Source organism: Pseudomonas sp. NGC7, from assembly GCF_047159675.1.
Lineage (GTDB): Bacteria > Pseudomonadota > Gammaproteobacteria > Pseudomonadales > Pseudomonadaceae > Aquipseudomonas > Aquipseudomonas kermanshahensis.
The window spans coordinates 6056130-6076712 of the sequence record NZ_BAAFZY010000001.1 but is presented as its reverse complement, the minus strand read 5'-3'; the positions used below and the strand labels follow the sequence as shown (position 1 = coordinate 6076712).

Annotated in this window: 16 protein-coding genes; 7 read left to right on the top strand and 9 right to left on the bottom strand. The window is 63.9% G+C overall.

Annotated elements, in window-relative coordinates:
• Positions 1-3 precede the first annotated feature (3 nt).
• Both ACMCNM_RS27120 and ACMCNM_RS27115 read left to right on the top strand, forming a co-directional pair.
• Positions 4-822: an alpha/beta fold hydrolase gene (locus ACMCNM_RS27120; protein WP_085272179.1), complete on the top strand. Its 819-nt coding sequence runs from the start codon at positions 4-6 to the stop codon at positions 820-822.
• Positions 823-1212: 390 nt separating this feature from the next.
• Positions 1213-3054, top strand: coding sequence for an amidohydrolase (locus tag ACMCNM_RS27115; RefSeq protein ID WP_186681499.1), 1842 nt, complete (start codon positions 1213-1215; stop codon positions 3052-3054).
• Between the two features lie 163 nt (positions 3055-3217).
• Here ACMCNM_RS27115 and ACMCNM_RS27110 read toward each other — a convergent pair whose 3' ends face one another.
• Together ACMCNM_RS27110 and ACMCNM_RS27105 are read right to left on the bottom strand one after the other, a co-directional pair.
• Positions 3218-4480, bottom strand: a complete 1263-nt coding sequence (locus tag ACMCNM_RS27110; RefSeq protein ID WP_412765744.1) for an OprD family porin — start codon at positions 4478-4480, stop codon at positions 3218-3220.
• Positions 4481-4642: 162 nt separating this feature from the next.
• Positions 4643-5554, bottom strand: a complete 912-nt coding sequence (locus ACMCNM_RS27105) for a LysR substrate-binding domain-containing protein (RefSeq protein ID WP_027592190.1) — start codon at positions 5552-5554, stop codon at positions 4643-4645.
• A gap of 135 nt (positions 5555-5689) precedes the next feature.
• Between ACMCNM_RS27105 and ycaC (ACMCNM_RS27100) the strand changes: the two genes are divergently transcribed.
• Positions 5690-6319, top strand: coding sequence for an isochorismate family cysteine hydrolase YcaC (ycaC, locus tag ACMCNM_RS27100; RefSeq protein ID WP_099430781.1), 630 nt, complete (start codon positions 5690-5692; stop codon positions 6317-6319).
• Positions 6320-6394: 75 nt separating this feature from the next.
• Here ycaC (ACMCNM_RS27100) and ycaC (ACMCNM_RS27095) read toward each other — a convergent pair whose 3' ends face one another.
• Both ycaC (ACMCNM_RS27095) and ACMCNM_RS27090 read right to left on the bottom strand, forming a co-directional pair.
• Positions 6395-7021, bottom strand: a complete 627-nt coding sequence (gene ycaC, locus ACMCNM_RS27095) for an isochorismate family cysteine hydrolase YcaC (protein WP_027592192.1) — start codon at positions 7019-7021, stop codon at positions 6395-6397.
• An 82-nt stretch (positions 7022-7103) separates the two neighbouring features.
• On the bottom strand, positions 7104-7484 hold the full coding sequence (locus tag ACMCNM_RS27090; RefSeq protein WP_412765743.1) for a helix-turn-helix domain-containing protein: 381 nt from the start codon (positions 7482-7484) through the stop codon (positions 7104-7106).
• Between the two features lie 179 nt (positions 7485-7663).
• Between ACMCNM_RS27090 and ACMCNM_RS27085 the strand changes: the two genes are divergently transcribed.
• On the top strand, positions 7664-8638 hold the full coding sequence (locus ACMCNM_RS27085; protein WP_412765742.1) for a GlxA family transcriptional regulator: 975 nt from the start codon (positions 7664-7666) through the stop codon (positions 8636-8638).
• A gap of 145 nt (positions 8639-8783) precedes the next feature.
• Positions 8784-10571, top strand: coding sequence for a monovalent cation:proton antiporter-2 (CPA2) family protein (locus tag ACMCNM_RS27080; protein WP_252826214.1), 1788 nt, complete (start codon positions 8784-8786; stop codon positions 10569-10571).
• Positions 10572-10574: 3 nt separating this feature from the next.
• Here ACMCNM_RS27080 and ACMCNM_RS27075 read toward each other — a convergent pair whose 3' ends face one another.
• Together ACMCNM_RS27075 and ACMCNM_RS27070 are read right to left on the bottom strand one after the other, a co-directional pair.
• A complete protein-coding gene (locus tag ACMCNM_RS27075) occupies positions 10575-10859 on the bottom strand; it encodes a HigA family addiction module antitoxin (RefSeq protein WP_099430780.1) in 285 nt (94 codons plus the stop codon).
• A 192-nt stretch (positions 10860-11051) separates the two neighbouring features.
• Complete coding sequence (locus ACMCNM_RS27070) at positions 11052-16154, bottom strand: AAA family ATPase (protein WP_412765741.1); 5103 nt, start codon at positions 16152-16154, stop codon at positions 11052-11054.
• A 244-nt stretch (positions 16155-16398) separates the two neighbouring features.
• Here ACMCNM_RS27070 and ACMCNM_RS27065 point away from each other — a divergent pair, with 244 nt between their 5' ends.
• Both ACMCNM_RS27065 and ACMCNM_RS27060 read left to right on the top strand, forming a co-directional pair.
• A complete protein-coding gene (locus ACMCNM_RS27065; protein WP_412765740.1) occupies positions 16399-17391 on the top strand; it encodes a response regulator in 993 nt (330 codons plus the stop codon).
• A gap of 29 nt (positions 17392-17420) precedes the next feature.
• Entirely contained in the window at positions 17421-17774 is a 354-nt protein-coding gene (locus ACMCNM_RS27060; protein WP_186681496.1) for a response regulator, read from the top strand.
• Between the two features lie 100 nt (positions 17775-17874).
• Here the strand turns inward: ACMCNM_RS27060 and ACMCNM_RS27055 are convergent, their stop codons facing one another.
• The 3 genes from ACMCNM_RS27055 to ACMCNM_RS27045 form a co-directional block, all read right to left on the bottom strand.
• Complete coding sequence (locus ACMCNM_RS27055; RefSeq protein ID WP_412765739.1) at positions 17875-19362, bottom strand: YifB family Mg chelatase-like AAA ATPase; 1488 nt, start codon at positions 19360-19362, stop codon at positions 17875-17877.
• 158 nt (positions 19363-19520) lie between these two features.
• Positions 19521-20096 (bottom strand): PIN domain-containing protein, encoded by a 576-nt coding sequence (locus ACMCNM_RS27050; protein ID WP_085272185.1) that lies wholly within the window; start codon positions 20094-20096, stop codon positions 19521-19523.
• A complete protein-coding gene (locus ACMCNM_RS27045) occupies positions 20096-20560 on the bottom strand; it encodes a helix-turn-helix domain-containing protein (protein ID WP_027592200.1) in 465 nt (154 codons plus the stop codon). Before ACMCNM_RS27045 ends, ACMCNM_RS27050 begins: the two co-directional genes overlap by 1 nt.
• Between the last annotated feature and the right edge of the window lie 23 nt (positions 20561-20583).

Sequence of the window (20583 nt, the reverse complement as noted above, 5' to 3'; positions counted from 1 at the left end):
GATATGAGCACACTCGTAACCCGCGATGGCACTTCGCTCTATTTCAAGGACTGGGGCAGCGGCAAGCCCGTGCTGTTCAGCCATGGTTGGCCGTTGGACGCCGACATGTGGGATTCGCAGATGGAATTCCTGGCCAGCCGTGGCTACCGCGCCATCGCCTTCGACCGCCGTGGTTTCGGCCGGTCGAGCCAGCCGTGGAATGGCTATGACTACGACACGTTTGCCGATGACATCGCCCAACTGATCGAACACCTCGACCTGCGTGAAGTGACCTTGGTGGGCTTCTCCATGGGCGGTGGCGATGTCAGCCGCTACATCGCGCGCCATGGTAACGAGCGGGTGGCCGGGCTTGTGCTGCTGGGGGCGGTGACGCCGGTGTTTGGCCAGCGGGATGACAACCCTGAGGGGGTCGAGGCTGCGGTGTTCGAGGGTATTCAGGCGGGCTTGCGTGCCGACCGGGCGCAGTTCATCGCCGATTTTGCCACGCCGTTTTATGGCTTGAACCAAGGGCAGCAGGTGTCCCAGGGGGTGCTGACGCAGACCCTGAACATCGCGCTGCTGGCCTCGATCAAGGGCACGCTGGATTGCGTCACCGCGTTCTCCAAGACCGACTTCCGCCCGGACATGGCCAAGATCGAGGTGCCGACCTTGGTGATTCACGGTGACGCGGACCAGATCGTGCCGTTCGAGACCACGGGCAAGAAAGCCGCCGAGTTGATTCGTGGGGCCGAGCTGAAGGTGTATGAAGGTGCGCCGCATGGGTTTGCCGTGACGCATGCGCAGCAGCTGAATGAAGACTTGTTGGCGTTCCTCCAGCGATGACGGTGTGAGGCATTCGCGGCGGTCCGGCGCCCCGGTAAACCCGCTCCCACAGGATCAACACAGCTTTTGGGGCATGTGATGCCCCAGTGGGAGCGGGCTTGCCCGCGAAGAGGCCGGCCCTGGCAGCACAAAACGTGAACAGGGCTAACCTTCTTCAACCCACCGCACATCCATGCAATCCCTGACCAGGCTTGAGCCGGCATGCTCCGCAGTTGCGCTTGCCGCTGCCGCACCCAGACGGAGAAGACCATGTCCCAGGACCCTAACGACAAGAGCCGTCGCCAGTTCCTCGCCACCAGCACCGTGCTCGGTGCCGCCGGCGCGCTCTGGTCCGCATTGCCCTTCGCCGGCTCCGCCGGTTCCGCCCATGCATCCACTCAAGGAGGCTCCATGACCGCCGACCTCATTCTGTTCAATGGCAAACTGCACACTGTCGACCGTGAGAAGCCCACCGCCACCGCCGTCGCCATCAAGGACGGCCGCTTCATCGCCGTCGGCAGCGACGCCGAAGCCATGGCCCACAAAAGCGCCACCACGCAGATCATCGACCTCAAGCAGCGCACGGTCATCCCGGGCCTGAACGACTCCCACTTGCACCTGATCCGCGGTGGCCTGAACTACAACCTGGAGCTGCGCTGGGAAGGCGTGCCTTCGGTAGCCGATGCCCTGCGCATGCTCAAGGACCAAGCCGCCCGTACCCCGACCCCGCAGTGGGTGCGTGTGGTCGGTGGCTGGAACGAGTTCCAGTTCGCTGAAAAGCGCATGCCGACCCTGGAAGAAATCAACCAGGCCGCGCCCGATACCCCAGTGTTCCTGCTGCACCTGTACGACCGCGCGCTGCTCAACCGCGCCGCGCTCAAAGCCGTGGGTTACACCAAGGACACGCCGAACCCGCCGGGTGGCGAGATCCAGCGCAACAAGTTCGGCGAGCCGACCGGCATGCTCATCGCCCGCCCTAACGCGATGATCCTCTACGCCACCCTGGCCAAAGGGCCGAAGCTGCCGCTGGAGTACCAGGTCAACTCGACCCGCCAGTTCATGCGTGAGCTCAACCGCCTGGGCCTGACCAGCGCCATCGATGCGGGGGGCGGCTACCAGAACTTCCCCGACGATTACTCGGTGATCCAGGAGCTGGCAGACAACAACCAGCTGACCGTGCGTATCGCTTACAACCTGTTCACCCAGAAGCCCAAGGAAGAACTCGACGACTTCAAGAAGTGGACCTCCAGCGTCAAGCTGCACAGCGGCACCGACTTCCTGCGCCATAACGGCGCGGGTGAGATGCTGGTGTTCTCCGCGGCCGACTTCGAGGACTTCCTCGAGCCGCGCCCGGACCTGCCGCAAACCATGGAAGAAGAGCTGGAACCGGTGGTACGCCACCTGGTCGAGCAGCGCTGGCCGTTCCGCCTGCACGCCACCTACAACGAATCCATCACGCGCATGCTGGATGTGTTCGAGAAGGTCAACCGCGACATTCCGTTCAATGGCCTGCCGTGGTTCTTCGACCACGCCGAGACCATCACCCCACAGAACATCGAGCGCGTGCGCGCCTTGGGCGGCGGTATCGCCATCCAGGACCGCATGGCCTTCCAGGGTGAGTACTTCGTCGACCGCTACGGCGCCAAGGCTGCCGAGCAGACCCCGCCGATCCAGCGCATGCTCGACATGGGCGTGCCGGTTGGGGCCGGTACCGACGCAACCCGCGTCTCCAGCTACAACCCGTGGACTTCGCTGTACTGGCTGGTCAGCGGCAAAACCGTCGGCGGCATGGAGCTGTACCCCGAGGGCCTGAGCCGCGACACCGCGCTTCAATTGTTCACGCAGGGCAGCGCCTGGTTCTCCAGCGAGCAGGGCAAGAAGGGCCAGATCAAGGTTGGCCAGTTGGCGGACTTGGCGGCGTTGTCGCTGGACTTCTTCAGTGTCGAGGAAGAAGCGATCAAGGGCATCGAGTCGGTGCTGACCATCGTTGACGGCAAGGTCGTGTACGCTGCTGGCGAGTTCGACAGGCTCGGCCCACCGCAGGTACCGGTACTGCCGGAATGGTCGCCGGTGGCCAAGGTGCCGGGGCACTGGCGTGTGGGTACGCCATCGCTGGCCGCGGCGGTGCACCAGTGCAGCGGGCCGTGTGGGGTGCATGCACACAGCCACGAAAAGGCGCGGCATTCCAGCGTGCCGGTGAACGACTTCCAAGGGTTCTGGGGGGCGTTGGGGTGTTCGTGTTTTGCGTTCTAAGTTGAGGTGAGGAAAAGGGCGCGCTCATTGGCCTTAATTGGGGCTGCTGTGCAGCCCATCGCAGGCAAGCCAGCTCCTACAGGGAGAGCGTATTTCTTGTGCATTTCGCTCACCTGTAGGAGCTGGCTTGCCTGCGATGGGCCGCGCAGCGGCCCCCTTTTTTTCAGAAGCCGCCTTTGAGTGGGTATTCGATGATCACGTAGAAGCGGTCGATATCATCGCCCGCCTGGGCTTGGTTGGCGCGGTGGCTGACGTGGGACAGCGCCAGGCTGAGGTCTTTGGCGGCGCCGGACTGCACCACGTACTTGAGGTCGACATCGCGCTCCCAGTGGCGCCCGCCCTGGCCCTGTTGCGCGGTGTAGGCGCCACCTGCCGGGGCATGCGTGCCATCGACACCGCGGCCGCTGACATAGCGGCCCATCAGGCTCAGGCCGGGCATGCCGAGGGTGACGAAGTCGAGGTCGTAACGCAGTTGCCACGAACGCTCGCCGGGGCCGTTGAAGTCGGCGTACTTGATCGAGTTGGCCAGGTAGATGGAGTCGCCGCCGACGAAGTCGAAGGGGGTGTCGCCCTCGACCTTCTGGTAGGCCAGGGTCAGCGCCTGGGCACCGAAGCGGTACTTGCCCGCCAGGCTGTAGGCGGTGGTGTCGATGGCGCCAGCGCTGGCGTTGCCGGTATCGCGGGTTTTGTAGAGGTTGCCGTCCAGGCGCCAATTGCCCTCGGCCAGGTTGAGATTGAGGTAGGCCTGGCGCCAGGTGTCTTGCAGCTGGCTGGTGTACAGCGCACCGCCGAACGGGCCATCGGGGGCGAACGTGGCGCCGGCCAGGCTGATAGCGCGGCCATGGGTGGTGGCGCCGTAGCCGGCGAAATCGTCGTGGGTCGAACTGTTGTCCTGGTTGTTGAACGCAGTGAAGCGGCCCGCCTGCAGGCGCCAGTCGGGCAGGTCGGTGTTCTCCAGCAACCAACCCGTGGCGTATTCGGGGTGCAGGCGTTTGTCGCCGGTGTCGAACACCGGTGTCTCGACAGTCATCTCGCCGTAGCGCAGCAGGTTATTGCCCAGGCGTAGCTTGAGGGCTGCACCGGCGCTGGAATAGTCGGACTCGGCACGGCCATCGCTGTCACGCGGCAGCAAGCCGGTACCGGCATGGCCGCGGCCACCGTCGAGCTTGAGGCCGAGAAAACCATGCGCGTCGATGCCAACACCCACCGTGCCTTCGGTGAACCCCGAACGGATTTCACCGATGAAGCCTTGGGCCCATTCCTGGCGGTAGTTTTGGCCGCTGCCGGAAGGCGAGCGGAAGTCGCTGTGCAGGAAGTAGTTGCGGCTGAGCAGCGACCAGCCGGGTTCATCTGCCTGGCTAAGTGCGGGGTAGAGGGCGAGGGAGGCGAGCAGGGCGCGGCCTGGTCCGTGATTGGCGCGGATCATGAGGGCTCCGGGGTGGATGATCCGAGACTGTGAGGCAAGCGTAGGCCAAGGTCTTGTAAGGGTGTGCTGGCCTCTTCGCGGGGCAAGCCCGCTCCCACAGGAATCGCGTGGTCTCCAGGGCGCTGGTGCCCCGCGAAGAGGCCGGTACGGACAGCAACTGACTCAGGCCATGTCGCTGATCGCGAACTCCTCGGCCAGGTGATCGATCAGCGACCGCACCGACGGCAACAACCCGCGCCGTGACGGGAAGATCGCATGCACGATGCCGCACCGCGGGTGCCACTCCGGCAGCAACTCCACCAGCCGGCCCTCGGCCAAGTCTTCGCGCACGGCCACCCGTGGCAAGTGCGCGATGCCAACCCCGGCCACTACAAAATGCCGCAGCGCGAACAGGTCGTCGGTGACCATGCGCGGCGTGTGCGGGATCACGATGCTGCGGCTCATGTCCTCGCCCTGGAACAGCTCCCATTGGTACTCACGCTGGGCGCTGCCCCAATGCACGCTGGGCAGCGTGCCAAGCAGCTGCGGGTCGAAGCCTTCGGGCAGTTGCGCCAGGTACTGCGGATGCCCCACCAGGCACTGGGTGCTGTTGCTCAGCACCTTCATCACCATGTCGGTGTTTTCCAGTGGCGGAAAGCGCACGCGCAGCGCGACGTCGAAGCCTTCGTGCAGCAGGTCGACGCGGCGGTTGGTGCTTTCGATGAACAGCTCCACCTGCGGGTACTTGAGCATGTAACGGGTCAGCATTGGCCCGACCCAGGAGTTGAGCAGGGTGGTCGGGCAGCTGATGCGCACCAGGCCGCGAGGCTCGCTGCGGTTGCGCTCGATGATCTCCGCCGCGCCCTCGGCTTCCACGCGCATGGCCAGGCAGCGGTTGTAGTAGGCCTGGCCAATTTCGGTCAACGAGCAGTGCCGGCTGGTGCGGTGCAGCAGGCGCACGCCCAGGCGGTCCTCAAGGTCGGCAATGCGCCGGCTGAGTTTTGACTTGGGCATGTCCAGCGCCCGCCCGGCCGGGGCGAAGCCGCCGTGCTCGACGACTTGGGTGAAGTAGTAGAGGGAGTTGAGGTCTTCCAATGATCGTTCTCCAAATGGAACGCTAAGGGCAATTTTCGCAGTCTACCGCAGCAAAGGTGATGAATTTAATCTGTGCCCATCAACGCGAAACACCCCACTTACTGAAAACATCGAAGCCTTTTAGGAGCACGGACCATGAGCAAATTCACCTACAACCGCCTGAACAAAGATGACGCCGCTGTGCTGCTGGTCGACCACCAGGCTGGCCTGTTGTCCCTGGTCCGTGACATCGAACCGGACAAATTCAAGAACAACGTACTGGCCCTTGCGGACCTGGCCAAGTTCTTCAATCTGCCAACCATCCTCACCACCAGCTTCGAGCAAGGCCCCAACGGCCCGCTGGTCCCCGAGCTGAAAGCGCTGTTCCCAGAGGCCCCGTACATTGCCCGCCCAGGCCAGATCAACGCCTGGGACAACGAAGATTTCGTCAAGGCAGTGAAGGCCACTGGCAAGAAGCAGCTGATCATCGCCGGTGTAGTGACCGAGGTCTGTGTGGCATTCCCGGCGCTGGCAGCCTTGGAAGAAGAGTTCGAGGTGTTCGTGGTGACCGACGCTTCCGGCACCTTCAATGCAATGACCCGCGATGCCGCCCATGACCGCATGAGCCGTGCCGGTGCGCAGCTGATGACCTGGTTCGGCGTGGCCTGTGAGCTGCACCGCGACTGGCGCAATGACGTCGAAGGGTTGGCAGCACTGTGCTCCAACCACATTCCGGATTATCGGAATTTGATGACCAGCTACAACGCGCTGACGGCGGGTAAGTAATCACCCGCTAGTGGCAAACGAAAAGGCCGGCGCCCTGTGAGGGCGCCGGCTTTTTTGTCGCTGTGCAGGCGTGGATCAGCGAGCGCTCAACGCCGCATAGCTGTTCATCAGGTTGCGGTAGTTGGGAATCCGCTGCGACAGCAGATTGCCCAGCCCTTCGATGTCGTTGCGCCAGTCGCGGTGCAGCTCACAGGCCACCGAGAACCAGTTCATCATGTGTGCGCCCGCTTGGGTCATGCGTACCCACGCGGCCTGCTGCACGGTTTCGTTGAAGGTACCGGAAGCGTCGGTCACCACGAACACCTCGAAGCCTTCAGCCAGCGCCGACAAGGTCGGGAAGGCCACGCACACGTCAGTGACCACGCCGGCGATGATCAGCTGCTTGCGGCCTGTCGCCTTGATCGCCTTGACGAAGTCTTCGTTGTCCCAGGCGTTGATCTGGCCAGGGCGGGCAATGTACGGCGCGTCTGGGAACATCTCTTTCAGCTCGGGCACCAGCGGGCCGTTGGGGCCTTGTTCGAAGCTGGTGGTGAGGATGGTCGGCAGGCCGAAGAACTTGGCCAGGTCGCCCAGGGCCAGTACGTTGTTCTTGAACTCGTTGGGCGAGAAGTCCTGCACCAGGGAGATCAGGCCGGTCTGGTGGTCGACCAGCAGCACCACGGCGTCGTCTTTGTTCAGGCGCTTGTAATCCGGTTGGCTCATGAGGGTAACTCCTTGCATTGGGCTTAGGGTGTGAAACTCAGGCGTACTACCCGAAGGTGGTATACCAATGGATAAAAGGCGCTTAAGAATGCGGGCCGGATGCGGCACCTTGCGTGGTCAACCGCCACGCTTTGGGCGGCTGGCCGACCAGGCGGCTGAATGCCCGGGTGAAATGGGACTGGTCGCAGAAACCACATTCGAGGCTGACATGGGTGATCGGCACCTCGGTGGCCAGCAGGCGCTTGGCCTTCTCCATGCGCGCCAGCAGGCGCCAGGCCTGGGGCGACAAACCGGTGTTGACCTTGAACGCGCGCGAGAAATGGCTGCGGGTCAGGTTGCACACACCAGCGATCTCGATGATCGACAAAGGGCTGTGCAGCATCAGTTCCTTGGCCTGGCGCAGCCGCGCAGTGGTCAGCGCGCCTGGGGCCGGTGAGGTGCTGTGGATCGTCAGAGGGCTCATGGCGACTCTCCTGTTCAATGAGGAAAGTCTCGCCCCCGCGACATGACAAAGTCCTGAGCCAAACCTGAAGAGTTCTTAATTGTGCAGTGCTGGCCCTGACCGCTATACCAATACCTTAAGATGCGCGCGTATTCAGTTTCAGGCCGCTACCGGCGGCCCGCATTCAAGGCGAAAGAGGCATGCAGGAAAATTCCGCCCACCGCACCGTGGCGATGGTGCTGTTCAATGATGTGCTGTTGCTGGATGTCACCGGCCCCATGGACGCCTTTGCCATCGCCAACCGGTTTTTGCCCGCTGAGCGGCAGTACCGGCTGATCACCTTGGCCGAAGGCCAGGGTACGGTGCGCGGTTCATGCGGGCTGAGGGTGATGGCCGACCTGCGCCTGGAAGAGCTGCCCGAAGCCGTCGACCTGTTGCTGGTACCCGGCGGCCCAGGGGCCTATGACGTCGCGCTGCCGGGCCTTGAGCACTGGCTGCCACAGGCCGTGCGCGGGGCCAAGCGATTTGGCGCCATCTGCACCGGCGTGTTCTTGCTGGGCCGGGCCGGCCTGCTCGGCGGCTATCGCTGCACCACCCACTGGAACTATGTCGAACGGCTGGCGCGGGCCTTCCCTGAGGCGAACGTCGAGACCGAACAGATCTACGTGATCGACCGCTGCCTGATCACCTCGGGCGGCATCACCGCCGGTATCGACCTGGCGCTGGCCGTGGTCGCTGAAGACCACGGCAAGGCCCTGGCCCTGGAAGTGGCCAAGGTGCTGCTGGTCGCTCGCCATCGTCAGGGCGGGCAAACCCCGTATGGGCCGTTGCTGGCGGCCGTGCCGCGTGATGATTCGCCAACCGCGCGGGTGCAGGCCTATATCGTCGACCATATAGACCAGGCCTTTACCGTGCAGAAAATGGCCGACCTGGTGGCCATGAGCAGCCGCAACTTTGCCCGTACATTCCAGCGCGAGGTCGGCATCACGCCGTTGCAGTACCTGCAAAATGCGCGCATTGACCAGGCGCGCAAACTGCTCGAAGGCAGCGACCTGCCGTTGAAGGTGGTGGCGGCACGCTGTGGGTTTGGCAGTGATCGGCATATGCGCAAGGTGTTTTGCGAGCGCATCGGCATGACGCCGGCACAGTACCGGGCGCAGTTTGGCGAGAGCTGAGCCGATGCGCGTGCGATCAGCTGATTGTCTTGTTAAGCGGGACAATGTTTCTCCTGCAAGCCGGATTGTCTGACGCCCGCACAATGCCCAGAATTGCCGGCCACATTGTTCAACGCTGCCCCGGCAGCTCATGGAGTACGAGCCAATGCCACACGAAGGCAGCCTTCTGCAAACCGCAGTGATCTTCCTGCTCGCTGCGGTCCTTGCTGTTCCCCTGGCCAAGCGCCTGCAACTGGGCGCCGTGATCGGCTACCTGCTGGCCGGCGTGGCCATCGGCCCGCAGGCACTGGGGCTGATCCGCGATACCGAAAGCGTCGCGCACATCTCTGAACTCGGCGTGGTGCTGCTGTTGTTCATCATCGGCCTGGAACTGTCGCCCAAGCGTTTGTGGCTGATGCGCAAGTCGGTGTTCGGCGTGGGCGCTGCGCAGGTACTGCTGACCGGCGCGGTGATTGGCGCCATCGCCCTGTTCGGCTTCGCCCAGTCACTGGCCGCCGCCTTGGTGCTGGGCCTGGGCCTGGCGCTGTCATCCACCGCCCTGGGCCTGCAGAGCCTGGCCGAAAGCAAGCAGCTCAACGCGCCGCACGGTCGCTTGGCGTTTGCCATCCTGCTGTTCCAGGACATCGCTGCCATTCCGCTGATTGCCCTGGTCCCGCTGCTGGCCGCCAGCGGCCCGGATACCGGCCACGGTGACAGCCTTGAACATGCACTGAAGGTGTTCGCCAGCATCGCCGTGGTCATCGTGGGCGGCCGCTACTTACTGCGCCCGGTGTTCCGCATCGTCGCGCGCACCGGCCTGCCAGAAGTTTCAACCGCCACCGCACTGCTGGTGGTGATCGGCACCGCCTGGCTGATGGAAGAGGCCGGTATCTCCATGGCCTTGGGTGCATTCCTGGCCGGCCTGTTGCTGGCCGACTCGGAGTACCGGCATGAGCTGGAATCGCAGATCGAACCGTTCAAAGGGCTGCTGCTGGGGCTGTTCTTCATCAGTGTCGGCATGGGCGCCAACCTCAGCCTGCTGCTGGAAATGCCGCTGGTGCTGCTGGGCCTGACCCTGCTGCTGATCGCGGTCAAGCTGACTTTGCTGATAGTGGTCGGCCGGCTGGCCGGCGGCCTCAATAGCGCCAGCGCCCTGCGCTTGGGCATGGTGCTGGCGGCGGGTGGCGAGTTCGCCTTCGTGGTGTTCAAGCTGGGCAAGGACCAAGGCTTGTTCGACACCCAGACCTACGACCTGCTGATGATGACCATCACCTTGTCGATGGCCATCACGCCCCTGTTGATGCTCGGCTGCGCCCGTGCCCTCAAGCGCCCGCAACCGCAGCGTGAAGTGCCCGAACAGTACAAGCAGATCCAGACCGATGCACCGCGCGTGGTGATCGTTGGCATGGGCCGCATGGGGCAGATCGTCTCGCGCATCCTCCGTGCTCAGAAGATCCCCTTCATCGCCCTGGAAACCTCGGTGGACGCCATCGAGATGACCCGCATGTTCGAGCAGGCCCCAGTGTTCTACGGCGACCCCCTGCGCCCCGAAGTGCTGCATGCGGCCAAGGTGGGCGAGGCGGAGTACTTCGTGATCACCACCGACGACCCGGAAGTCACCACCCGCACGGCGGAGCGGGTCAAGCGCCTGTACCCGCACCTGAAAGTGCTGGCCCGGGCACGAAACCGCCAGCATGTGCACAAGCTGGTGGACGTGGGTGCCGAGCCCATTCGCGAGACGTTCTACTCAAGCCTGGAGCTGACCCGCCGTGCGCTGGTGGGGTTAGGGTTGAGTGACGAACAAGCGGCGGACCGTATTGCGCGGTTCACCCAGCATGACGAAGAAGTGCTGGAGGCGCAGGGGCAGGTGCGCGATGACCGGGCCAAGGTGATGCAGACGGCGAAGGAAGCGCGGGTGGAGTTGGAGCGGTTGTTTGATTCGGATGCGGATTGAGTTTCAGGCAAACACCAGCCGCGTAATCTGGGGGTGCTCACGGTTCGCGGCTTGCCAGAGATCATAAGCCGCCTGTTCGGCAAGGTACTGCCGCGCATCGCCGAGGCCCGCCAGTTCAAGACGATAAGCCAGGTCCGCAGATAGGGCGGCACGCCCATTGAGTACGGTGGACAGTTGCCCCCGCGAATAGCCGAGATGGCGTGCAAGCCCCGAGACACTCATGCCTATAGCAGGCAAAACGTCTTCGCGCAGAGACTCACCGGGATGGGGTGGATCATACATAGGCATGGGTTTCAGCTTCCGGTTGGTAGTCCAGAGTCAGTCTGTTCTCAAGGATCTTATTTTGCGCGGTGATACCGTCCGCTATCTACGTGGGATGTTTCCCAAAGTTTTTCAATCATGAATCGGGGCTGCAGGGCAAGCACACGGCCCTGTGGGAGCGGGCTTGCCCGCGAAGAGGCCGGCGCAGGCTAAAACAGGTCAATCATCCGCCCGAACCGGCACCGTCAACCTGATCCGGCACCCGCCCAGCTCCGAAACCTGAGCCTGCAACTGCCCACCATGGGCCTGAATCACCGAGCTGCAGATCGCCAGCCCCATCCCCAGCCCGCCACTCTTGGTGGTGTAGAACGCACCAAACACCCGCTCCAGCTCCTCTGGCGCAATCCCTGGCCCATTGTCGTCCACGCAAATCTCCACCCCCGCCTCGACCACGGCAGACGTGATGCGCAACAGGCCATCGTCGCGGAACCCCGCCAGCGCTTCCAGGGCATTGGTGATCAGGTTGTAGATCAGCTGCTGCAACTGCACAGGGTCGGCCATGAGGCTCGTTGCGGCCTGCAACCGGGTTTGCACCTTCACGCCGCCTTTCAAGGCATCCGAGGATGTCAGGCGCACCACTTCCAGAATCAGCGCATCGAGCTTCACCGGCTTGAGTTGCATCGGCGACTGTTTGGCCAGCGACCGCAGTGCGCGGACGATGTTGGCTGCCCGTTCACTGTCGTTGCGGATATCTTCCAGGCCGGCGATGGCTTCTTCCAGGTCGGGCTGGCCGCGCTTGAGCCAGCGCAGGCTGGCGGCCGCATTGGCGGCGATGCCGAGCAGGGGCTGGCTGATCTCGTGGGCGATGGAGGCGGACAACTCGTTCATCACCTGCAGGTGCGCGCTGCGGGCTAGCTCTGCACGTGAGCGGCGCAGCTCCGCCTCCATCTGCGCGCGGCTCTGGTTGTCCTCGGCCAGGCGCGTATAGAACTTGGCCGTTTGCAGCGATACCGCAGCCTGCGAAGCGAGAATCTCCAGCATGGCCAGGCGCTGGCTGCCGAACAGGTTCGGCACCAGGCGGTTTTCCAGGTAGACCAGGCCGATCAGCACACCCTGCAGCAGCAGCGGCAGGCACAGCACCGAGCGGGCGTTGCGTGCGTGCAGCTCCTGGCGAAACGCTTCTGGGCAGTCGCTGAGGGCGTCGTTCAACACCATGGGTTTCTTGGTGCGCAGGGTGGCATTGATGATCGACAGCGGCGCCTGGGTCAGGAACTTCTGGCAATTGTCCATGCGCACGTGCAGACCGGCATCGTCGATGTAGGCCAGCGCGGCCATCTGGAACTCGGCGCCGCTGACGATCAGCAGGGCACCGTGGTCGGCGCCGGAGTGCTGGGTCAGGTGGCCCATCAAGGTTTCGATCAGGCCCTCTAGCAATACCTCTTCGGACAGCGCGCGCGCGGCTTCCAGGCCGACTTCCAGGTCGAGCCTGGCCTGGCTGGCAGAGCGGTAGGTCTCCTGCACGGGCTGGGTGCGCAAGAACGGGTGCAGGGTTTCGAGCTGGCGCACCTTGCCCGTGGCACCCCAGATGTGGAAGCAGTCACGGGCAATGCGCAGGTGCAGGTTGGCGCCAGAGATCAAGCCACTGGGGATGCACACTTCAGCCAGTTGCTCGTGGGCCAGGGCCTGCTCATGGATGAAACCGGCGGCCGTGGCGGCGATCTGGGCCTGGTCGAAGCAGCGGATGGCAGCCAGGCCATCGCCGCTGAGCTTGGCGATCACACCTTCGATCAGCAGAAGCTTGTTGCGGAAGGTGACCGGGTTGAAGCTCGCCCACGCAGCAAAGCGCTCGCGCAATTCGTGCAGCGCAGCCAATTTGCCCATCGCGCTGCCCGGGGCTTCCGGGCTGCCCAGGGTCAGGCCGCGGAACAGGTGGTAGTCGGCCAGGTTGATGTGTGCAGGGGCGGCCCAGGCATGGCTGCCGGCGCTGGCGAGTAGGTGTACGGCCTGATTGATATCGCCCAGGTAAAAGGCCGACATGCCGGCGTAGAGGTGCTTGAAGAACAGCGTGGTGCAGGACTTTATGCTGTGCACGCGGGCTTCGGCAGGCGCTTCGCACCCCGAGCGCGACGCAAGGCCGACTCTGCCACTGCTGCCGGTCATGACAGCGACGAACGCTTGCTGGGCCAAGAGGATGTGTTCGACATCGCTGTAGCCGTAGCCGCGAACGGTGACCAACCCTTGCTCCACTTCGCCGCTGACTTCCTGCAAGGGTTGGCCCATGAACAGTGAGTCGGAAACCAGGTGATTGCGGGCATAGCAGGCCATCGCCAAGTCGCCGCTCAGGCGCGGCGATTCGACCGCTTCCAGTGCCGTGCGCCGGGCAAACTCCATCGGCGCCGTCCAGGCGCTGACCTGGTCGAGGGCGAGCAGGGCGCTGGTCAAGTCGGCCTCGAAACCGTGCCGCTCGATCAGCTTGAGCGCCGCCAGGCAGTAAGCATGGCCGTCGTGGTAGGCGGCAAAGCGCTCAGCCGCCATCACGCCGAACCAAGCCAGGCCATAAGTACTGCCGGGGGCGACGCCGTGGAGCAATGACAGCTCCATGATCTTGGCCAGGTGCAGGAAGCAGAGGTCGTCCTTGACGAAGAACGATGATGACAGGGTCGCCAGCAGCGCGATTGCCACCGCCGCGTCTTCCGAATCGGCCCTGGGCAACGATTCCAGGCAATGACGGCCCTTGTTCTCGATCAGGGCGTGGACACGGCCATAGGCTGCCTCGACTTGCTCGGGGTGGATGCCCTGGGCAAGCGTGATGCCCAACAGCTCAAGGCCGCCGATGGCGCAGGCGATGGCGGCTGGGTAGTCCGAACGCAAGGTATGCAGGCGTGCTTCAAGCTTGCATACCCGGGCCTTGTCGAGCGCCGATAGCGCACGCTGGTGGCATTCGAGGATGCGAACTTCGGCTTGTGGCATGCGTGACAGTTGCATGTCGCACTCTGCGGCCAGGCAGGCGATGGTAAAGGCGTGGTTCGCCTGGCTGCCGAGCGTGATGCCGAGGCGCAGCAGTTCGTCGGCCGCCTGCAGGTAGCCGGCGGCCTGCTCATAGGCGGCATTGTCGCGCGCCCGCAACGCGGCCTCCTGCAGCAGCACCAGAAACCCTTCGCAGTCGCTGGCAGCAAATGCATGCGGGCTGGCCAACTGCACCTGGTTGGCGATTTCGAACACCGCGTCGTGTTGAGCCGTTTGCCAGGCCGCCCGCATGGTTTGGGCAATATGCGCGTGCAGCGCCGGCCGCTCGCGCGACGGGGTAAGCGCGTAGGCGGCGTCCAGTACGCGATCATGCGAGAACACCAGCGCCTTGTGCCCCGGCAGCAGGAAGCCCGCGCCAATCAAGGCTTTGAGCTGTTCGGCCAGTTGCTCGGCGGGCAGTGGCAGCATGCGGCGCAGCAGGCGTTCGTCGCATCGGCCACCCGCGGCGCTGGCAAAGCGCAGCACAGTGCGCTGGGCTTCAGGCAGGCGTGCCAGGCGATGGACCATCAGGTCGGCGACGTTGTCGGCATAGCGGTGTTGCGCTACTGCTGGCAGCGACCACGACCAGCGCATGGTCTGGGTGTCGAAGGTGAACAACTGGTCCTCGACCATCGCCCCGAGGATCTGGTGGATGAAGAACGGGTTGCCAGCGGTCTTCGCATGCACCAGCTCGGCGAGCTGCAAGGCAGCGTCAGGCGCGGCGTGGTAGCGCTCGCTGATCATCTCCATCACGGCGCCGACGGTGAGGGGGCGTAGGTCTAGGGTGGTGCTACGGATGGACGCCGGGGTAACCAAGGGCTTGCTGCCGGGTGGTGCATCGCTGCGCCGGGCGAAGATCAACAGCAGGTTGCTGGGTGCTTGCTCCAGCAGCTCATCAAGCAAGTGCAGCGTGGCGTCGTCAGCCCACTGCATGTCATCGAGAAACAGCGCCAATGGGCGCCCGGGGCGGCTGAACACCTGCAGGAATTCGACGATCGCTCGCAGCTCTTTCTGCAAGGCCAGCCGTGTGGGCTTTTCCGGGAACTCGGCCATGGGCCCGATCACCAGCTTCAAGTCTGGGGCCAGCTTGCCCAGCAAACGGCCGCGGCCTTTGATGCGCCGCAGAATTTCACGGCGTAACGCGTCAAGGTCATCGCGGTTCTTGGCCAGCAACTGGGTGGTCAGCGAACCGAGAATCTCGATCCAGGGCCCATAGGGCACCGCCCGTTCCAGGCTGTTGCACTTGCCGCTGGCCCAATAACCCTCGGCGCCGCCCTTGAGCGCTGCCTGTACCAGGCTGGACTTGCCCATGCCGGTAGCGCCCTTGATGAACAGGGCCTGGGGCGCGCTGTCGCGGCGCAATGCCTTGAGCAGCAGGGTGATGACCTTCTGCTCGGCTGTGCGGCCATAGAGGCGTTCGTGGTTGGGCGAAAGGGGGTCAGCGCTGCCAGGCTCGAAATCTTCGATGGCCTGGGCCGCCAGCCACTGCCGCTGGCAGTGAGCAAAGTCCACCGCCAGCGCACGGGCGGTCTGGTAGCGGGCATCGGGCTCTTTGGCCAGGGCCTTGGCGAGGATGCGGCTGAGCGGCTGCGGCACGCGGTTGTCGACCTCGATGGCCGCCCGTGGCTGCACGCCGGCATGCAGCTGGCGCCAGTGCAGTGTGTCGCGCCCGGCGAGCGGCAACTCGCCCAGCAAAAGCTGGTACAGGATGGCACCCAGCGCATAGATATCGCTGCGTTGGTCGCTGCTGGAGCCGAGGGGGCAGATCTGTTCCGGCGCCAGGTAGGACCAGTTGCCAATGGGGGCGCCTTGCTCGCTGATGAGCGAGTGCGCATCCGCGCGAAACCCGCCAAGCCTCACCCGCTGCGCGTGCTGCACGCAGATATGCGCGGGTTGCAAGGCACCGTGCAGTACGTTGGCAGCGTGTGCCAGCGCCAATGCTGATGCGGCTTTGACGGCGATGTCGAGGAAGCCGGGGAGCGCTGCCGGGCCTTGAGCGATGAGGTCGGCGACCGAGCGGCCGCCCGGATACACCAGCAGCGGCCCTTCAGCCGAACGCACGTAGGCCGAGGGCATCACCGCCCACTCCGGGTCGAGGCGCAGGCGATAATCGCGCTCCAGGCGCTGGCAGGCAGCAGGGGATTCGATCGGGGCCCGCACAGCGATCCAGGCCTGCCCCGTGCCGGGGTCACACAGGCGGAAGTAGGTCAGCTCGCCTTCCTGCCCCAGGCGAGTGATGTCGCACCGATTCAACCAGCCCTCGTCGATTGACTGGTCATAATCGATGGGCCTGTAAGCGAGGCGTTCATCGAGCATCAAGCACCCCCTGCTAACCACATCCAAGGGCGCGAGTATACGCAGCGATCCCCCCGCGCATGCGCGGGCCAGACGGCTTGGCAGGAACGGGAACCATCTTGACCGTTATCGTCCCCTTGGCCGTGGCGGGCGCTTGTATAGTCCAAGGCCAACCTATCCCTCGGGATAATTGTATGAATGCGGGCGCTGGCCTAGATTGCACGGGGCTGCGCAACCGCCCGGACCCGTGAGACTCGAGAAGACCATGATCCGATTTGGCAATGCCCAGGTGTCGCTGGAGCGACGAGAAGCGTTTCTCGACGGCAAGCCGATCGTGTTGGGCGGGCGCGCTTTCGAGGTGCTGGCAACACTGATCCGCGCCAAAGGCCGTGTGGTTGGCAAGGACGAGCTGTTCAGCCAGGTGTGGGCCGGCACGGTGGTCGAAGACAACAACCTGCAGGTGCAGATCTCCTTGTTGCGCAAGGCGTTCGGTGACCGCGGCCTGATCCAGACCGTGCCACGCCGCGGCTATCGGCTGGCATCTGAAGTGGCCCTCGACCTGCCGGCGAGACCCTTGCGCAACGCTTCGCTAGCCTTCGACCTCGATACGGCTGAGCCCGCGGCTGATTGCGCAGCGGTGCCCGTGCTGGTGGTGGATGACGACCCATCGGTGCTCAACGCCTTGGGGCGCCTCTTTCGCTCGCACGACATTGTGCATCGCCTGTACGCCTCGGCTGAGGCGCTGCTTGAAGCGCATGCCGACACGCCTTATGCCTGCCTGTTGCTGGACATGAACCTGCCTGAGGCCAGCGGTTTGGAGCTGCAGGCGATGGTGCGTCGGCTCGACCTGCCCTGGCCGATCGTGTTCATGACCGGCCACGGCACTATTCCCATGACCGTTCAGGCGATGCGTGCGGGTGCTGTGGAGTTCCTGACCAAGCCCTTTGATGAGGCGCAATTGCTGACCCTGCTGACGGCGCTGCGTGCCCGTGCGCTGACGGCTGGGCGCGCATGGCGGCATACACGGCAAGTCAGGGAAAAGTACGCGCGCCTGACCCAACGTGAGCGGCAGGTGTTCGCGCTGGTGGTCGGCGGGTTGTCGCACAAACAGATTGCCAAAGAGATTGGCACCAGCGAGGTGACGACCAAGGTGCACAAAAAGAACATCATGAACAAGATGCAGTCCCGCTCGCTGGTCGAACTGGTCGCCATGCACAACGTGCTCGAGGCCCGTGCCGAGGGCCAGGGCGCCGCATGAACCCCGAGGTCGAACGCGACAGGGCGTGGGTGTGCATCGTCGACGATGATGCGTCTGTGCGCAAAAGCCTGGCCAACCTGCTGCGAGCGACAGGCTTCGGCGCATTGCTGTTTGGTTCGGGCGAAGAGTTCTTGGCCTCGACGCTGGCGCGCGAGGCCGGGTGTGCGTTGCTGGACTTGAAGATGCCTGGGCTTTCCGGGCTAGACGTGCTGCGTGAGCTGGCGCGCAGGGGCTGGCGGCTGCCGGTCGTCTGCATGTCGGCGCATTGGGACGACATGGCGCTGAAGGCTGCGCAGCGCCATGGGGCGGTGGCGTGCCTGGGCAAGCCGTTTTCTGAAGAGGCGTTGCTGGCGGCGGTGGAGGCGGCGTTGGTCGACCGATAACGCCGCACAGCCTCCCCCGGGCGGAGGCGGGCGCTGTACGTGTAGGCGCGGCCTTGCGTCGCGATGGGCCGCAAAGCGGCCCCAAAATCGCGGATTCAGATCAGCTCCCAGGCCGATACTGCAGCGCCTCGGCCAGGTGAGCCCTGGTAATCGACGCCACACCTTCCAGATCCGCCAGCGTGCGTGCCACTTTCAGCAGCCGATGGGCCGCGCGCAACGACAGGGTCAACCGCTCGCAGGCTGTCTCCAGCCAGGCTTGGTCCGCCGCCTCCAGCGGGCAATGGCGGCGCAAGCCGTTGAGGTCGAGAAAGGCATTTGCGCACCCTTGTCGGCGTTGCTGCAGCTCGCGTGCTTCGGCCACCCGTTCGGCGACAGCGGCGCTGGTCTCGCCGCTGGGTTGGTTGTTGAGGGTGGTGGTTTCACGCGCCACGGTCAGGTGCAGGTCGATGCGGTCCAGCAGTGGGCCCGACAGTTTGTTGCGATAGCGCTGGATCTGTTCGGTGCTGCAGCGGCAGCGGCCGGTAGGGTCGCCCAGATAGCCACAAGGGCAGGGGTTCATCGCGGCCACCAACTGGAACCGCGCAGGGAAACGTACCTTGTCCCGGGCCCTTGCAATCACGATCTCGCCGGACTCGAGCGGCTCGCGCAATACCTCCAGCACACGCCGCTCAAATTCGGGCAGTTCATCGAGAAACAGCACACCATGGTGAGCCAAGGTGATCTCGCCGGGTTGCGGCCGACTGCTACCGCCTACCAGCGCAGGGCCCGAGGCTGAGTGGTGTGGGTGGCGGAACGGGCGTTGCGGCCAGCTGTTCAACGGCGCATGGCCGCTGACTGACTGAATGGCTGCCACCTCCAGCGCTTCGCGCTCGTCCAGTGGCGGCAACAGCCCTGGCAGGCGGCTGGCAAGCAAGGTCTTGCCGGTGCCAGGCGGGCCGGTAAACAGCAGGTTATGGGCCCCGGCGGCCGCCAGCAGCAAGGCGCGCTTGGCCGCGATTTGGCCCTGTACCTCGCTGAGGTCGGGGTAGGGCCGGCTGTTCAAGACCAGGCCATTGGCGGCATACGGCGGCAAGGGCACTTGGCCGTTCAGGTGGGCGACCAGCTCCAGCAGGTGCCCGACGGCATACACCACCAGCCCGCCTGCCAGGCTTGCTTCCTCGGCGTTCTCCCGCGGGACTACCAGCGCCCGGCCTGCTTCCCGTGCCGCCAGCGCCGCCGGTAGCACGCCCTGCACGGGGCGCAACTGGCCGGACAGCGCCAGTTCGCCAAGGCATTCGATGTCGCAGAGGGTGGCCACCGGCACCTGCCCGCTCGCGGCGAGGATGCCCAAGGCAATGGCCAGGTCATAACGCCCGCCATCCTTGGGCAGGTCGGCAGGCGCCAGGTTTTGCGTGATGCGCCTGGCTGGGTAATCCAGGCTGGAATTGACGATGGCACTGCGGACCCGGTCTTTGCTTTCCTTGACCGTGGTTTCGGGCAGGCCGACCAGGGTCAGGTGGGGAAGGCCGTTGGCCAGGTGGGTTTCGACGCTGACCGCCGTTGCCTGCACGCCGACCTGGGCGCGGCTGTGGACGAGAGCAAGTGACATGGACGCTCCATTGTCGCGGAATGGGGCCGCTTCCTGCGGCTTGGGCAAGCTTAGCGGCGACAGCCACGATCAGCGCAATAAGTGTGCGTCGGGGTTTTTCAGGCTCATTGTGAAGCGGTCGCAGGCGAGGGTTGGACGGATGCACCTGGCCAGTATGGTCAGATCAGCAGTTCGTAGTTCGAGAGAAGCTTGACGATCTCTGGGAGTCGCTGTTTGAGGAGCGAATCCATTAGTTCGCGGGGGGTGTAAACAGGGTTTTTAAGTGCCGCGCGCTGCTTCTGGACGGCCTCGAGCACGGCTGCTTGGTCAAGGTCCCAAATGTCGGAAAGGAACACATCGGGATGCAATGCCTCGATCTCAAAACGTTTCAAGATTTCGGACGGGAAATCTTTGAGGTTGTACGTGACGATCACCGTGGCGCCGCATTTGATTGCTGCCGCCAAGACGTGTCGATCGTCTTCGTCAGGAAGGTCCAGCCCATGTATCAACGGCTCATAGTCGTTCACCAAGGAGTCAGGAATAGCCTGATTCATGAATGCGACTGTGCGATGAAGTTGTGTCGGCGATACGTCAGGGCGGTTTTTCAACACATTGCGCGTCCACTCATCGTGAATTTGCTCGGACCAGCGAGCGCGAAACACACCCGTCAGCGCCAGATGCATCAGCAGATCACGTAAGGGCGCTGGATATAGAACGCAGGCGTCATAAATGACGGTAAAGGGTGAGTGCCTCATCAATACCCCATATTAAGTGCTTGAGCTTGTGCCGCCAGTTCTTCCATGGCGGCCTGGCTCGCTTTATCACGATCGGCTTTGTAAGCCATAAGATCGGTGAATTTTATGCGGCGGTGGCTCCCGGTTTTGGTGTGCGGGATTAGCCCTTCATCCAGCAGCTTGACCAGATGAGGACGTGAGACGTTGAGCAGGTCGGCGCCTTCTTGAGTGGTAAGTTCTGCATGGATAGGCACCACCTTAACGGTGTTGCCCGAGGCCAGTTCGTTGAGGATGTCGCCGAGCAGTCTGAGCGCGAAAGTCGGCAGTTCAACGGTCTGGCGCTGCTGGTTTTCATCTACGAGCTCAATGCGCTGAGTATCCAGCTTCGTTGAGACGAAAGCGGCAATCTGGCGACTTGACTCAGTGGCCGCAGCGATCGCTTTTTCATCTGGAAGGATGGTTCGGGCGAAGTCGGCGGTGGTCATCGGTGTTCTCCAGTAGCTAATAG